The organism is Clostridium sp. AF19-22AC, assembly GCF_003479085.1.
In the GTDB taxonomy this organism is placed as follows: domain Bacteria; phylum Bacillota; class Clostridia; order Lachnospirales; family Lachnospiraceae; genus Faecalicatena_A; species Faecalicatena_A orotica.
In genome coordinates, this window is sequence record NZ_QUGN01000003.1 from 342469 (window position 1) to 359722 (window position 17254).

Below are 17254 nucleotides of genomic sequence, written 5' to 3' on the forward strand. Positions count from 1 at the left end.
ATATCCCTCTCAATCTCTGTGTGATAACACAGCCGCAACGCTGAATCTTCCAAACATCCACATAGCCGCAGCCGTTCCTGCTGCATAGCAGGCCAGAAACAATACCCATACCAGCAGTGCATCCCTGATATCTGACGACCGGAATAAAAGTCCCGCCAGTGCTCCGACCGCGCCGCCTGCTGCGGCCAGCAGAAAGTGTTCTGTAAAAAACAACAGGCTGCACCGTCTTCTGCCTGTTCCGAGTGCGCGCATAATGGCATATTCTTCCCGCCTTCCCTGCAGTAACAGGTGGGGCACGATATATCCAAGCATCACCACGACCAGGAGTACAAACGGAAGGAACCCTTCCAACAGCGACAGACTCTTTTTCAGACTTGTAACCGTATCTATGAAGACTGCATCATCAATTTTCAGACCGGCACCCGCAAAGGAGGCGGGTGATCCCTGAATCACAGACTGAAGCCCCGCATCCTTCAATTCCTTTTTTAATGCATTGAGTCCCATTGGATCCTTTACAACAAAAGACAGAGAAGATGCAAAATATGTTTTGCCGCAGTCTTCAAAAATCTGCTTTCCCATTTTAAGAGGCAGAATCACGTCCGGCACATCTGTCTCCTTATCTACATTGCTGAAATCACCGATACCGACAACTTCCATACTCACAGTCTCAAGGTGTTCCCTTTCCAGACTGACACCTGCCATATTCTGCCGGTACCGTTCCAAAGAAAAGGAAAGCGCATCTTTCATTTGTGCCTGTCTCTCTTCGGAAAATGTCGCATTCACGATACAGGCATCCCTGCTCTCCTGAAACTTCTTCCAGTCCCAGCCGTCTGCCCATGCAATATCCTCTTCTGAAAATTCTTCAACAGCATCCGTACGATTCATGCCTGTAAGCATATATAAATCGGATTCTTCCCCGCCAGAATCCTGAAGGTACCCCAGAAATTCCACTCCTTCTGCAATCTGTTTCGTATGGGAGGACCCATAGACCGTATCCAGTACCCGCTGTGGGATAAATAACCCTGACTTGAGTTCTGCACAGACGTTCCAGACCTGGGCTGATACAGTAAGTTTTTCGGGCAGCTCCTTTAGCTGCAATTTTGCGCTGTTAAGATTTCCGAGATAGAAGGACATGACCAGAACAATCAGCAGGCTGATCACTCCATTCAGTATACTTTTCAGCCGGTGCCGCCGGATATTGACAGAAACCGTGTGCACTCCCTGAAAAAACATTCTCCTTTTTTCCGGAATCTCCCGTTCAATTTTTTCATATTTTTTTCTTTTGCAAACGATCTTCACCACAGCCTTACCTGTCTCCTCATTCCCCTCTAAGATTCTGGCCGCTGTGTAGGTAACTCCTTCCAGCGTAAATTCAGGATACATGCCCGGCTTTATCATCTGGAACTTCACGTTTTGCTCCAAGGCATACTCCCGCAGGGCTTTCTCAAACATCCCGGCCGTATTCACATCCTGTGATGCATAAAACGTAATCTTCCCCTGCTGCTCCTGAAGTGCCACCTGCTTATAATCGTCCACAATTCTGGCAAATACGCCTCCGTTTTGAGACATGTTCTCCATCTTTTCCAGATAGCCATCCACATCGATCATTTCTGTTTTTTCTTTATGTATGCTCATGCAGACCTCAACCGCCGCCTGAAGCTGTCTCTGCTGCTTCTGCAGGGCCTCCTGCTGCCGGGCAGCCGCTTCCTTAAGAGATACCTCTTCATTCAGGATACTTTCGATTTCCTTCAATGGCATATCAAGCATCCGAAGCATCTTGATCAGTTTCAGGCGCCGGACATCTTCTTTTGAATAATCTCTGTATGCATTCCCTGTCTCCCGGACCGGTTCGAGCAATCCCTGCTTTTCATAATAGCGTATGTTCTGCCTTGTGATACCAGTCAATTCTTCAACTTGTTTTGTATTCAAAGATCCACCCCCTCCTTGTTCACCCGCCCCGGCACACACTTCCTTTTCACTGTTTATAGACGGGTTTTATACATTTGTGCTGCCTGATATGCTTATTTTAAGGTGTATAGCAGGTATACAGTCAAGCTTTTTGAGTAATTCACTTTAAATTTACCCTAAAAAAGAAGCATCTGAACCTTTCAGTCCGGATGCTGTCTTTTTCATTTATAGATCATGTTAGTTTTATGCTGATGCAGGATCTCCAAATATCCGCTCAGCCTCTTCCATGTTTTTCACAACAGGCACACCGAAAGGACAGCGCTCTTCACAGCTTTTACAGCCGATGCACTCATCCCCCTTATGAAGAAGCCCGTTATAATGTGAGCGGATAGACGCAGGCACCTGCCCAGGTGTAAGACGCGCTATATCGAGATACTTGTTGACCCCGGCGATATCTATTTCAGACGGACAGGGCTGGCAGTGCCCGCAGTAGACACAGTTTCCCTGAAAGTCATTCCTCATGGTCGAAATTACCTGTGAATAATCTTTTTTTTCTTCATCCAGATCGAAATAGCTGACCGCGGACTCCACTTCTTCTATCGTCTGTGCCCCTATCATGACACTTCCGACAGACGGACGTGTCAGGGCATAATGAATGCACTGCGGTACAGTAAGCGGCTGTGCGAACGGTGTATGCTCTTTCGAAATCAGCTTCCCGCCGCCAAGTGACTTCATTACTGTGATCCCTGCCTGCTTTGCACTGCAGATCCGGTAAAGTTCTGCCCGTTTCGGATCCAGCCCCCTGTATAATTTCACCCCCATATCAGTATCCATATGGTCAAATATGGATTCTTCCGACGGAAGCATATCGAATGCCGGATTGATACTGAACATCATCATTTCCGGGATTCCTGTATTGATCACTTTCGCCGCTGTGACCGGATTATGTGAACTGAATCCGATATGCCTGATATCGCCCTTTTCTTTCAGACGGACCACATAATCAATAAATTCCGTCTCAAAAACATCCTGATAGTCTTTTTCTGTATCAATAAAAAACATCATGCCAAAATCTATGTAACCGAAAATACGAAGCATATCTTCGAAATATTTCTTTACCGTCGGCAGGTCACGACTGATATCGTACTGCTGATTCACGTCAGTAGAGCCGATGTGCCCCTGGATCATGACCTGGTCCCGCCTGTTCCCGACCGCCTTTGCGATATTCTCACGTATCTCCCGGCCCGGCATGAACACGTCAAATATGTTGATACCACTGTCAATGGCTGTATTGATTACCTCACTCACCTGTTGGTACGGTTTCCCGTCAAGGTTCTCACATCCCAGACCGATAGCGCTCACCTTTTTTCCTGTCTTTCCAAGTTCATTATAGTACATACACATTTCCTCCTGTCCGGGCAGTTTAAACTGCCCTCAAGCTTTTGTTTTTTATCCCTGTTCTTTACAGGCGATTTTCTTCCACATAAACCGTATAACAAGAAACAGGGCCGCAACAATCAGTACTGCTTTGATAAACGCTGCATATTTCCCTATGTATACGAGCACCACTTCCCATGAGGCCCCCAGAACTGCCCCCAGTGACACAAGGATAATATTCCATACTGTGCTTCCGATTACCGTATAAACCAGAAAGACCGGCATGCCAATGCCAGCCATTCCTGCCGGGACCGAGACGAGGCTCCGGATGATCGGAACACAGCGCCCCAGCAGAATTGCCTTTTTCCCATGTTTATCAAACCATCCAATTGTCTTTTCCACATCTTCCTTTTCAAATCCAAGTATTTTAAAAAGTCTTCCCTTCGTCAAAGTCTCCAGACGCTCCGGATTTAACGCAGTCCCTACCCAGTACAATACAATTGCACCGATTGTAGAACCAAGTGTCGAGAAGATAATCACCCCCGGCACAGTGAGCCGCGTATAGGTCGTCATGAATCCCCCGAAAGTCAGAATCACCTCCGATGGGATCGGGGGAAAGATATTTTCCACCGCGATCAGAAAGCAGACTCCCAGATATCCAAACTGGTTCATGATCTGAATCATTAATTCCTGCATATACTCATCCCTGATTTACATTATTATGTATCTTAAGTATATGTGGAATTTTGAGAATCATTCCCTGCAAATTCATTTACACCGGGATGGTTCAGCATGCTGCATTTTCATTCTTCTGTGCCGTAAAATGTATAGCAGTTGCGTCCGGCATCTTTTGACCGGTACAGCGCCGTGTCCGCATGTTCAAGCAGAACCCCGAGGTCAAAACCGCTTATCATGGATGTTGTAACCCCGATACTTGCTGTAATCTGTACCTGGTATTTCCCGTTACTATAAATACAGCGCAGTTTTTCCCTGAGCCACTCTACTTTTCTGGTCAGCGCCTCCATCGTAATATCTTTCACGAGCACACAGAATTCATCTCCTCCGAATCTGCCCACTACATCCTGGCTTGAAAAAATGGCCTTTAATGTCTGCGCAGCATCTTTTATCGCCTTATCCCCTTCCATATGCCCAAGCAGGTCATTGATATTCTTAAAATGATCCAGATCGACAAAAAGTACGGCACACTCTTCATCCAGATTCTGCCTTAGATATTCTTTTGACTCACGGCGGAATGCTTCTTTATTATACAGTCCGGTCAGGGGATCCATTCTGGACTTCTCTGCCAGATTCTTCTTTTCTCTCATATCCCGGTCCACATCCCGGATCAGCCCCAGTATCTCCAGCGGATTACCTTCCGAATCCAGCATAATAAACTGGCTGACACTGCACCAGAGGGCCCGTCCGTCTGCCAGCATCAGGCGCACCGTTATATTCGTATCCTCAAGTCCATCCAGCGATTTTCTAAAGTTCTCCGTAAATGCAGCCTGATCTTCCGGATGGACACGCCATATGCTTAAAATCTCGGCCGCATCCAGTCGTTTATAGGTTTGCATAAGTCTCCAGCCAAACTTCCGGCAAAAAGACTCTGAAGTTTTAATTTCCTTTTGTGCAAATTGGATCTCATAAACGATCTGCTCCGTCTTATCAATCAGCAGCTGGTGTTTTTGCTCCTCCAGTTTTAACTGCTCTTGTATCGCAACCTCCTGTGAAATATCCATGATCACACAATACAGTTTGATCAGTCCCTGCTCATCAGCAGCAAGTGTCCCATTAAATAACGCTGGAATATAGGAACCGTCCCGCCTTCGCACACGCAGCCTTAAAGAAACGGAACCTGCATCTCCCTCATCCGCCTTCTCCATAAGTCCGGCAAGCTGTTCTTTATCATCCTCATGGACATACATCACATAGTTATCCTGCTCTGGCTGTTTCATCCTGTCTGCATCATACTCCAGAAGATTCCAGAAGCCTTCGTTTGCATAGAGAAGGTGCAGTTCCCGGTCAGGCTGGAGAATCAATACACCGCCGTTAATATTATTTGTAATATTCTCCAGCTGCTTTTCACTGTTTCTGAGTATTTCCAGATTTTTCTTTTTTATCCGCATGGAATATGCCGCTGCACAGCCTGCTGCAGCCAGTGCCGCTATAACGGCCATACACATATATTGATAGCGGTATATGAAATCTCCCAGTGTGAACTGGTAGCGTCTCTTTGTTGTCTGGTCGATCAGTATTTTCGATATCTCATCCTCGGTTATGTTATTGATTCCTTTGTTGATCACCTTTATAAGAAGTGGATTGGATAAATCCTCATCCAATGTATCATTGCCCGATTTATAAAGCACGGGAGACAGGCTCTGTGCATCACCGATGCCTTCTGCCGCCAGAGCATTCAGGCTTTCATATCTCGGTTTCTGGAGCAGACGGTCTATGGAATACTGGTTATGCAGCATAGCATCCGCCTCCCCGGATTTCACAGCCTCCAGACATTGTTCCGGCGTCTCATAAGTCACAATATGAAAGGACGGATATGTATTTTTAAGAACGGTTCCGAGTGTCTGGGAGCCTGATACAATTGCCAGCGTCAGCTCTTTCTCTGTATCAAATTCTGTGTCCTTTTTACAAACAACTACTTTTTTTGCCTGGAAATAGGGACTGGACAGATGCACCCCCGGACTCTTCGCATTCACACTGTTATACTCCACGCAGGCAATCAGGTCAACGCCTTTCGCCCGCAGATCTTCATAAGTAACCTGTCCGGCGGGAAGTGCCTCGTATTTGAACTTCAATCCTGTATTTGCCGCCACCCGGTCCAGGATATCCCGGGTAATTCCTGCCGTCTCACCGCTCTCCTCATCCAGATAAGATACCGGATCCGTATTCACCGGGCATCCCACAATGAGTTCCCTCATCCCCTGTGCAAATTCGATCTCTTCTTTTGTCAGAATCTCTGCATCAAATACCGGGAAATATCTACTTCTCAGTTCCTGTTCAAACTGAGGCGATTCTACATCGATCTGATACATGGCCTCGTTCAGTCCGGACATAAGAACACTGTTATTCTTATTTGCCATAAAATAATATTGGGAAGTTCCGAATCTCCCCAGCAGGCTCATCGTTTTCTGCGTGCGCATGATATTGTCCACAAGGGCATCGATCTCACCCGCATTCAATGCCTCCACCATAGACTCAAAGTCTTTATAGTACATAATATCAGGTGTGAATTGATGCTCACTGGCATAAGCTGCAAATGTCTCACTGTGGATAGACCCCTTTTCTACTCCAAACGTCATACGGGAAAATGCCTCAAAGTCTTCATAAATGCATTCATTCGTATTCAAAGCCATGACTGCACCGTACGTCTTCCCCAGTGGAAGTGAGGAAAACAGGAACTCCGCATCCCTTTCTGTCGTAAACTGTGACGGAGAAAGAAGGTCGATCTCACCATTTCTGAGTGCCTCCATTCCCTTTTCCCAACTGGCAAGCCTGACATATTCTATGTTCCACCCGGTAATCTCTGATACCCTTGAAAGATAATCTGCCTCATAGCCTTCTACTTCCCCGTTCTCATTTTCAGCATGGTAATTTTCCAGCGGATAATATCCGACTCTGACCGTCTCTCCCGATGCCGCAGCAGCATGACTGTCAAATGCAGCAGACAGGACAAAACAGAAAACCAGTAATGTCAGCAGCACCACGCTATACTTCTTCCTTTTCAAATTCCCCCACACCCTTCCCGTCTTCCGCCCGGATACAAGGCATTCTGAACTCAAAAAATGCCCCGCAGGACTGATATTTACAAATGCTTATCTATTTCCATAGTATAGCATATTTTCTGTCCTGCGGGGCATGTTATTTTCCCGTGAATCTCATAAACCAATAATATTTAAATCTGGTCCTCTTCTTTTAATAATCCTGAAATTCTTTCATCGATCTTATGCGTTGTGATGTACTCATAGGTTGCTTCCGGTACATACTGCCGCCACTGGCAGTTTCGGCCTATCGCCTGACGGATCATTGTAGAAGATATATGCTTCGGAATGTTTTCCCACAAAACCACGACCGGGTAGCCCATTTCCTCAATCCGGTCTTTTTTGCAGTAGCCCCATTCGTCCAGAATCGTGATGAAATGACAGGCATCTTCCGGCACATAGCTTTTTATAAACTTAGGTCTTTCAATAGGATATGGTATGATATCGAATTCCTCCCTTTTTACCCCCGCTTCCAGCAAAGCATTCCTAATGATACACATCCTTTCATAATATGTGCATGGGTTTGCCGCCCGCTTCCCCCTGTTCCTGTCCGCCTTTTCCTCATGACCCGGCACGCCATCAGGGGAAGTTATACCCACCAACAGGTAACTGCACTGTTCTTTTGCACTTAATACATACTGTAAATGTTCCTTATGGAAGATCTGAAATCTTCCGCATACTACTCCTGTCTCAACCATGATTTCCTCCTTTATTCTTCCATTAGGCTATCACATTCCCTAACCGGCCCTCCTGTATCAACGCAATATAACATTTTATGAAAAATCTCTTACCAGCAGTTCACTGTTCTCAATAAAATCTTCGACTGATGTAAATCCCAGTTTCTCCAGCATCTTCATCACATACGGGTTCTCCAGCGGTGTGGCAAACAATGCCTGGTCACCATATTCATCCACGAATCTTTTTCCTTCGTCTTTATTAAGAATGGCTTTCGGTCCGCCTACACATCCTCCGGGGCACCCCATCCCCTCGAAGAAGTTTGCATCTGTTTCCTGATTCTGTATACGGCTGATCAGCGCCCTGCAGTCCTGAATCCCGTCGGCCTGTTCTGCCTTGACTTTGATCTTTCTGTCAGGACGAAGCTGCCTCTCCGTCTCCCTCACAGCCTCACTTACCCCGCCTGTCCGGGCATAGATTCTTCCTGCACGTGATGAGTGTTCCTTTTCCTGATCTTCCAGTTCCTCCGGATGGATATCCGCCGCTTCGAAAATATCCTGTACTTCCTGAAATGTGAGGACATAATCAACAGCACCGGCAACATCCTTTTCACGGGCTTCGCTCTTTTTTGCCAGACACGGGCCGGCAAAGACAGTCACCGCATCCGGGTGGAGAAGTTTGATCATGCGTCCGCAGGCGACCATCGGTGAAACAGCACCCGGTACATGCGGCATCAATTCCTTATACATCTTCCGGATCATGGCAATCCAGACAGGACAGCAGCAGCTCGTCAGCTGGTAATCCCCTTTTTCCAAAATATGCTTATCAAATTCCAGCGCTTCTTTCAGTGTCAGAATGTCTGCAAAAAGCGCGACCTCCACCATACCTGAAAAACCGAGTGCCCGAAAAGCCGTCCTTAGCTTTCCCGGTGTAACATTTTCTGTGAACTGGCCTAAGAATGCCGGTGCTACCATCATGTAGGCAGGCCCTTTGGCCTCTCTCACTGCCTTCATGGCCGGGAGTATATCCTTTCCCGCCGAGATATTATGGTTCTCGCATGCATCTATACAGACTCCGCAGCCGGTGCAAAGGTTTGGATTGATAAACAATTTCCCGTCACTGCCCTCTTCTATGGCATCAAAAATACAACTGTTCTGGCACGCCCTCTCATATGCACAGTCCGTACACGGTTCATCAAACAGAACCGGGGCATTTCTTTCCGGATGCAGCAGACAATCCAGATGATATGGCTCGTATTCCGGCGGCAGAGGCGCCTTCAATGATACTTTCTGCGCCAGAATATCCCGATAAAGCTCGTCAAATGTCTTCATTCTCAGTTCTCCTAATCTCCCAAATCAAACATATGGAATATTATGGACAACCCGACAGAAAATATTCGCAGCACACTGTAGAAAGCTGTTAAATTTAAAGCGCTCATATCATTATCGGCCAGCAGATAAATTCTCCAGCCTTTTTCTCAATTCTGCAATCTGTTTTGCCTGTTCATTTATCTGCTCTGCCTGTTCATTTATCTGCTCTGCCTGTTCATTTATCTGCTCTGCCTGTTCATTTATCAATTTCTCCTGTTCTTCAATCATATATTGTACTGTATTCCTGTCCAATTCCGCCAGTTCTTTTGAATACATCTGCATCACCCTTTCAATATTACAGCACATATTATAAATTTCTTCATACATGGCTTTAAACTTCGGATATGTTTCTATCAGCTCTATTATCTTCTCCGGCTCATCATATACCACAAAAGACAGCCATGCCTCCAATTCGCTATCTATAATTTTATTGTGCATGTTTTCCTTAAAGATGTCAAGAGGGATGAGTATATACTCTTGCAGCGTTTCTAATTGGAGCATGGTATCGAATACCTGCTTTGATTTATGTATATAATGTTCCTTTAGCAAATGAAATTCCTGTGTGCTCTTTTCAAAAAACACAATTGTATATACGGTTTTGATATCCCGATATGTAAATTTATTTTTCCGTTCACTTTTCACCCGCTTATACTGTCTTAACAAAGTATCCGCCGAGTAACACGCCACTCTCTGACCTGGAAATGCATAACCGATTTTCTGGATTTCGATATTCGCAAGACTTCCATCATCTAACTCAACAAGCATATCTGTGATCAAAAGGCTCTGCTCATCTGCTATCCTCACAGAGTCATTTGGCAGGACCTGGCATATCCTTACCTTTCTTTTTAAGATCAGTGATAAGATTTCTTCTAATCTTTCCGGATGATATTCCGGACTGAATATTTCCTTGAAAAATGAATCATATAACATCTTTACCCCTCTTGCTCCGGTACAGAAGTCCAGAAATTCTTCCTGCTGCTCGTCTTTCCATTGTTCGAATATGCCCAGCAGCTTATCGTCGTTTTTAATTTCTTTCAGCACCTCCCTTCTTGTCCGAATCATTGGAAAATAATTTTGCAGCAGTTTATCCATAGGCTGCTCCTCCTTTACATCATTCTTTTGTTTTTCTAATTTACGGATTTAGCTTCGAAAACAAAGCACCGAAATAAATAGAAATCTCATGGACTGAATAAGGCCAGAATGCCATCCATTTAAGATAGATTCAGACTACCACTTTCAGAAAAAGCAGTCAATATTTACTTTCTAAAATTTAAAGAATAAAGTTTAAAAATTTCTAAAATCAAAAAGGAAGCCTGCAGATGATCCTGCAAGGGGAATTTGGCCCCTTGCAAGTTTATCGTACTGACTTCCTTAATTTAGCCAATTCAGGTTATCCCAAGAACTAATGTTTCCTTTTCTCCCCCCAGAAAAACAGTGCCACCGTGCCCGGCCCTGTATGGCTTCCTATCGTTGTTCCCACACTGTTGATTATGACTTTCCCCTGAAGCTTCGGGAATCGCGATTCAATCATATCCGCCACTTTCCTCGCATCCTCATAGCAGTCCGAGTGGGATATGAAGCACTTCTTTGAATAATCCAGACCGCCTTCTGCAAAGAGCTCCATCTTATTCACGATCTCTTTGATTACTTTTTTCTTCCCCCTGATCTTAAACCGGGGAATCAGGCGTCCCTCATCATCCATATTCAAAAGTGGGCAGATGTCCAGAGCGGTTCCAAACCATCCTGAAACCTTCGAAATTCTTCCGCCTTTTACATAAAATGTAAGATCTGAAGAGAAAAACCAGTGATGCAGGTTGAGCCGGTATTCTTCCACCCAGCTGTAAACTTCATCTATACTCATGCCTTCATCGCGAAGATCTGCCAGCCGGTCCATAAGCAGTCCGTAACCGGAAGATGCACCGAACGAATCTACAATATAAATCTTTCGTTCCGGAAATTCCTCTTCCAGCTCCTCTTTTGCAGTCATGGCTGAATTGATAACACCCGATATCCCCGAAGACAGGCAGACATGCAGGATGTCTTTGCCCTGTTTGAGAAAACCACGGAAATACTCTATAAATTCCCCGGCATTCACCTGAGAGGTTTTCGTATCTGCCCCTTCCTTCATCTTCGTATAGAAATCTTTAAACGGCATGCTCTGTCCTAAGTCATCCGCATATTCAACGCCGTCCATATAATAGTGAAAACAGATAAATGATATATCACGGGCTTTGAAATGCTCCGGTGACAAGTCAGCAGTAGAACAACAGCTTAATACATAATCTCCCATCATACATTTCCTCTCCTATCCTATATTTTCATGGCTAAAAGCAGCCTCATAAGTATGTACCCTTTGGGTATATTTTTATCTTACGCGTGTATCGTGGTTATGTCAACTCTTTTATATAGTTATAAATACTACATATCAGATATCGCGTTAATGTCAACGAAGCTGTTCCTGCAGAATCTCCCACAGGTAATGAATATCTACCGGCTTTGGCACGAAGGCTGTCATCCCTGCTTTTTCTGACGCTTCCACATCTTCTTTAAATGTATTGGCCGTCATCGCTATAATCGGGACAGTACGGCTGTCCGGATGGCTGCTCTGTCGAATCTCCTCTGTGGCCCGGAGTCCGTCTTTATTCGGCATTCTGATATCCATAAGTATTGCCTGATACCAGCCTTGAGCACTGTTTTCAAACAGATCAACCGCTTCCTGCCCGTCTGCCGCACGATCTACCTTTGCCCCTCGCAGTTCCAGCAGTTCCTTTGCAATCTCGGCATTCAGATCGTTATCCTCGGCAAGCAGAATACAGATTCCTGTAAAGTCTTCCGTTTTATCCTGAATCTCTTTTTCTGTACTATCTTTTTTCGTGCCCGCAGGGAACAAAAGTTCAAAGAAGAATCTGGATCCCTCTCCTGCTTCACTCTCCAGCTTCAGCTGTCCGCCCATCGCTTCGACAATATAACTACTGATAGGCAGTCCAAGGCCAGTTCCCTCGCTTTTTGCTGAATTATTGCCAAACTGTTCGAATGATTTAAACACCCTGCCCTGATTTTCTCTCGCAATTCCAACTCCTGTGTCACGGACTTCAAAGAAATATCTGACTTTATCCCCCTGATACCCTTTTTCCTGAATACTCAGTGTGATCATTCCACCAGCCGGGGTAAATTTGAGTGCATTCGCAAGCAGGTTCAGCAGTACCTGACGAAGCCTGACCGCATCCCCAACCAGCGTATCTGTATTTATTTTCAGGCATGGAATAAAACGTATCTCTTTCTGCTCTGCCTGAGGTTCAATCATCTGTATCATTTTGTCCGTGATATCTTTCATAGAGAACTCATCCGGCATAATTTCCATCTTTCCGTTCTCGATCTTGGACATATCGAGAATGTCATTGATGAGTGAGAGCAGATACTGGGAAGATGACCTGATCTTCTGAAGATTTTCCTCCACCGAATCCGGGATTTCGTCCTTCATACAGGTAAGGTCCGATAAGCCTATGATCGCATTCATAGGCGTCCTTATTTCGTGGCTCATCTTAGACAAAAATTCACTCTTTGCACGGCTCTTTGCCTCTGCCCTGGCCAGTTCCCCCTCCATCATAGTTCTTCTCACCTTCGAACGGGCCGCCATAACAACGCCAATCAATATACAGAGTACAAAACTACATAAAATGAAGATAAATGCCACCGGATTCGCATAAATTAATTCCGATAAAGTAAGGGTGCTGCTTCCCATTGAAATTAGATTCTTATCTACAATCGTATTCATATCCTTTAAAGAAATGTTATTGATTGCTTTGTCCAACACACCGAGCAGTATCTTGTCGACCGGACGGTCCATCGCCATACTCACTGCTGTATTGTTATTCACTCTGGATATTGGTACGATATTCGTATAATGATGGTTCTGCATCTCCTGATCCAAATTTGCCGAAAGTCCGTAAACAAAATCAATCTCTCCTTTATTCACTGCTTTCAGCCCTTCATTTATCGAGTCATAATATCTGATATGTTCAACAGGGATATCGTTCGGCATTGTTCTTCCTGCAATGATCCCGCCAGTCATTCCCTGTGCCGGGTAATTTACGGACTTATTCTTAATAATAATACTATTCAGGCTTGTATACGATTTTGTAAGAGCAAGGCCCTCTGCAAAAGCATCCTCATCTGAATCCAGATATGCCCCAAGAATATCCACCTCATCGTTATGGACCAGTTCAAGCGCCTTCTCATACGTTTCTGCATACACAAATGTAAATGGAATGCCGAGGTATTCCGACATCCGTTCAAAAATATCGGGAAGAATCCCGTCATGCTCTACCATTCCATTCTCCACGCAGTAAAAAGGATGCCACATCCTTACAACCGCTACCGTGATTTCCTTTTTCTCCCTCAAATATGTAAGTTCTTCTTCCGTCAGCTGAATATCAAAATTATCCACATCCGGAAAGTTTTCTTCATATTTATTGGCAGCAAAGCCCGGATCGGCTTCCTGAATTGCTTCCAGAGCTTCATTCATTTCTCTGAGGATATCCTTATTTTTGATCTGGGTAACAAGGTAGTATGGCTGGGCGGCAAATGATGTAACCGCCCGGAACTCCTCGTCTTTATCCCCGTCATTTCCCAGAAGCAGGTCAACATCACCATTCTTCAGAAATCTGTACAGATTATCCTCCCCCTTCAGTTCCTCCGCTGTGTAATACTTTAAGGTACAGTCCAGATTATTCTGATTCAGGAATTCATTCAGATATGCAATCTTCTCTTTCGCAGACTCATATACACCTATCGTCTTCCCGTTCATGCTTCTCAGATTATAACTCTTGATCTCTTTATCGTCTTTTCTGCATAGAAGAATTGCCCTGCTGTTCCCCATGCTGTACTCAGGGTAAGCAAAATATTCTTCCAGCGACGGAGAATAAAATACACCGCCCATCAGGTCATACTCGCCGTTCAGAAATCCATTCAATGTATCCTCCGCACTGCCCTCATAATATTTGTATTCCCAGTCTGTATATTTGGCAATCTCATTCAGATAATCAACTAACAGGCCATTATAATTGCCATTTTCATCTACCTCACTGATACCTGGTGAATCTGGAAAGGCTACTTTTATCACCCTGCTTACCGGCTGTTCTTTCTCCTGCTCTTTGCCTGACGCAAAGGTATTGATATAAAACAGCTGGCTAATCAGCAGTACTGTCATAATCATTGATAACTGCCGTGTGATTCTCCCCGGCTTTAGTTTTCTCGTAACCTGTCTCATGTATCCTCCCTTATACAGGCAAAATGTACAATCTGCCTGTATGAAACCGAATTTTTATGAATGTCTTCATTATACATGATTGGCGTTTACTTTGCAATTTTTGCCCATATAAAATACTGTATAACTTTTTATTCGGAATCTTATACCGTATAAAATTTCCAATTTAGAAAATACTATCCCAAGAAACATCTTTAAGGAGGCAGTTATGGATAAACAAATTCTGCAGTTAATCAACAGCCAGATCAATTTTGAGTTCTTTTCATCCTATTTATATCTGGCATTTTCAAATTACTATTCAGAGGCAGATCTTGACGGCTTTGAAAACTGGTTCCGCATACAGGCCAGAGAGGAACTGGACCACGCGATACTATTGATCCAATATCTCCACAACAATGACGAAAAAGTTGTTCTCGAGCTGGTCCCCAAGCCTGACTGTAAACTCACATCCCCCGCACAGCCGCTGAAAATGGCGTATGACCATGAGAGACAGGTAACAGCTCGTTTTAACCGTATTTATGAGGCTGCATTTAAAAAGAAAGACTTCCGGACGACCCAGGTGCTTGAATGGTTCATTAAAGAACAGGGTGAAGAAGAGAAATCTGTCAGCGAACTGATAGCAAAAATGAAACTGTTTGGAAACGATACAAAATGTCTCTATGAACTGAATCAGGAGTTCGCCGCCAGAGTCTATACCGCCCCGTCACTGGTATTATAGACAGATATATCTCCATACAGAAAAAAAGGCAGAGAATAAAACCCCGCCCCTTTCAGAAATCTTATGTATCTTCCCGTTATAGTTCCTCTTTGTGAAAAACCACCCGTTCCAATGTAGTCAACAGGCGCTGGTAATCTATTGGTTTGGAGATATGGTCATCCATGCCGGCTGCCAGCGCTTTTGCCACGTCTTCTGCAAACGCATTGGCAGTCAGGGCAATGATTGGTATTGTTCTGCCGTCCGGATGACTGCTTCTGCGAATCTCCCTCGCAGCCGTACAGCCGTCCATGACAGGCATCTGCAGATCCATCAGGACTGCCTTGTAAGTCCCCGGTTCTGACAGGCGGAAGTTTTCCAGCGCCTGTGCCCCATCGTCTGCACAATCAATCTGAAACCCTGCTTCTTCCAGCAATGTTCTGGCAATCTCCTGATTCAACGCATTATCTTCAACAAGAAGAAGGCGCATCCCTTTCATTTCCTCCCTGCAGCCGGCATTTTTCACGACCGGACTGCCTTTCTTATGCTCACTGCCTTCGTCTCCCGGTTCTGTGCTTTTAGATATTCCCTTTTCCCCGTCTGCAATCTTCAAGTTCAAAGTTACCGTAAACCTGCTGCCGCGGTTCTCTTCGCTTTCAACCTGAATATTGCCCTGCATCGCTTCTACAATCCCCTGTGCAATAGACATGCCAAGCCCGGTTCCCTGAATATTCCGGCTCCGTACGCTCTCGGCCCGTGAGAACGGTACAAATATATAATCTTTAAAGCTTTCCGGCATTCCGATCCCATTATCCTCTACGATAAATACAAAACGCCCGTTGTCCTGCGTTCCCGCGGACAGTTCGTGCACCTCCAGCCGGATCTTCCCACCCTTTGGCGTGTATTTGACTGCATTGTTGCACAGGTTCAGCAGTACCTGCCTGATTCTGAGTTCATCCCCCTTAAGATGGTTGTGGATGATTCCATCTATCTTGATATGGACATCCTGCTCTTTCTCAGCAGCCTCCGTCCGGATGATTGTATCTACCTCCTGAATCATCTTGTCCAGATAAAATGGTTTCTGCGCCAGCTCCACCTTCCCTTTCTCAATCTTTGACATATCCAGAACCTCGTTGATCAGCTTTAACAGATGACTGCTGGAGGAACTGATCTTCTCCAGACAGTCTCTCACTTTTTCCGGATCCTCTGCATGTGATGCTGCAATGGAGGTCATGCCGATAATCGCATTCATAGGAGTCCTGATGTCGTGTGACATCTGTGCAAGGAAGTTGCTTTTTGCTTCATTCGCCTTTTTCGCTGTCTCATATGCCGCAAGCAGGGCATTCTGGTTCTGCTCTTCCTGCCTCATCTCGTCCAGTTTCTGCTCATGGATATTCATATTGGCGAAGATTACTTTTGTAAGTACGCCATCCTTCATTTCCTCAATACTGAAACGGGCCCGCACCCACTGCGGCCCCTCCGGATAGATTCTTCTGTAATCTACATCATATGCCGGCTGTTCCGATGACAGCATTTTCTTCAGAAATTGGGGACTGCCTGCCCGTTTCATCTTCTCCTGGTCATCCGGCCAGACATATTCCTGTATGAATTTGTCATAATACATTTTAAGGCTGCCTGCAGGGAATTCCTCCCTGCGCTGCTGGTCCTCCTGCCAGACAGCCTCCTCAATATCATGTTCCAAATCAAACACATAGACAGAATAATAACTGCTGCAAAGCTTGGTTAGTATCCCGGCTTTTCTCTCAGCCTCCTGCTTTAGCATAATAGTATCCGTTATATTCTGGTGGTATCCCCTCAGACAGACTCCGGGGCCATATCCGGCATCTCTCACGCCGCCGCACCGTACATAGATCTTCCCCCACTTCGGGTGGTTCCATGAATACTGGACTTCTGCCCTCTCATCCGCTTTCATACGCTCTACAACATCATGTACGACAGGATAGCACTCTTCTTCTATCCTGCCGTACCAGCCCTGATAGCATTCTTCCGGAGAAGGAGCCTCATCATACCCTAACAGCTCCAGCATAGAGCTGTCTGCATACATCCTTGGCGGCCTGCCTTCGTCAAGTTCAATCGCCCATAATCCAGTCTGTGCCTGACACAGCACTTCCTGTACTTTTTCAATATCTTTAAAATGTTCTAACATAACCGGCATATCCTTTCGGCTTTG

General features: G+C 45.2%; 11 protein-coding genes. 1 reads left to right on the top strand and 10 read right to left on the bottom strand.

Annotation, left to right across the window (positions count from 1 at the left end; genetic code table 11):
- Positions 1–9 precede the first annotated feature (9 nt).
- From DWX43_RS05425 to DWX43_RS05465, 9 genes are all read right to left on the bottom strand, one after another.
- On the bottom strand, positions 10–1929 hold the full coding sequence (locus DWX43_RS05425; RefSeq protein ID WP_118619319.1) for a MerR family transcriptional regulator: 1920 nt from the start codon (positions 1927–1929) through the stop codon (positions 10–12).
- Positions 1930–2151: 222 nt separating this feature from the next.
- The gene (locus tag DWX43_RS05430; RefSeq protein WP_118619321.1) at positions 2152–3306 is read right to left on the bottom strand and encodes an aldo/keto reductase; all 1155 of its coding nucleotides are present in this window, start codon (positions 3304–3306) and stop codon (positions 2152–2154) included.
- Positions 3307–3357: 51 nt separating this feature from the next.
- Positions 3358–3981, bottom strand: a complete 624-nt coding sequence (locus DWX43_RS05435; protein WP_109729593.1) for a DedA family protein — start codon at positions 3979–3981, stop codon at positions 3358–3360.
- 107 nt (positions 3982–4088) lie between these two features.
- Positions 4089–7025 (bottom strand): transporter substrate-binding domain-containing protein, encoded by a 2937-nt coding sequence (locus DWX43_RS05440; protein WP_147356286.1) that lies wholly within the window; start codon positions 7023–7025, stop codon positions 4089–4091.
- Between the two features lie 167 nt (positions 7026–7192).
- Positions 7193–7756, bottom strand: coding sequence for a nicotinate-nucleotide adenylyltransferase (locus DWX43_RS05445; RefSeq protein ID WP_118619325.1), 564 nt, complete (start codon positions 7754–7756; stop codon positions 7193–7195).
- 75 nt (positions 7757–7831) lie between these two features.
- On the bottom strand, positions 7832–9064 hold the full coding sequence (locus DWX43_RS05450) for a [Fe-Fe] hydrogenase large subunit C-terminal domain-containing protein (protein WP_118619327.1): 1233 nt from the start codon (positions 9062–9064) through the stop codon (positions 7832–7834).
- A 111-nt stretch (positions 9065–9175) separates the two neighbouring features.
- Positions 9176–10195: a PD-(D/E)XK nuclease family transposase gene (locus DWX43_RS05455; protein ID WP_118619329.1), complete on the bottom strand. Its 1020-nt coding sequence runs from the start codon at positions 10193–10195 to the stop codon at positions 9176–9178.
- Positions 10196–10505: 310 nt separating this feature from the next.
- Entirely contained in the window at positions 10506–11393 is an 888-nt protein-coding gene (locus DWX43_RS05460; RefSeq protein ID WP_118619383.1) for a DegV family protein, read from the bottom strand.
- Between the two features lie 153 nt (positions 11394–11546).
- Positions 11547–14372: a transporter substrate-binding domain-containing protein gene (locus DWX43_RS05465; RefSeq protein WP_118619331.1), complete on the bottom strand. Its 2826-nt coding sequence runs from the start codon at positions 14370–14372 to the stop codon at positions 11547–11549.
- A 205-nt stretch (positions 14373–14577) separates the two neighbouring features.
- Between DWX43_RS05465 and DWX43_RS05470 the strand changes: the two genes are divergently transcribed.
- Positions 14578–15087 (top strand): ferritin, encoded by a 510-nt coding sequence (locus tag DWX43_RS05470; protein ID WP_118619333.1) that lies wholly within the window; start codon positions 14578–14580, stop codon positions 15085–15087.
- Positions 15088–15163: 76 nt separating this feature from the next.
- On the opposite strand, the gene DWX43_RS05475 is transcribed toward DWX43_RS05470, so the two are convergent.
- Positions 15164–17230 carry an ATP-binding protein gene (locus DWX43_RS05475; RefSeq protein WP_118619335.1) on the bottom strand — a complete coding sequence of 689 codons (2067 nt, stop codon included), beginning with the start codon at positions 17228–17230 and terminating at the stop codon, positions 15164–15166.
- Positions 17231–17254: the final 24 nt, after the last annotated feature.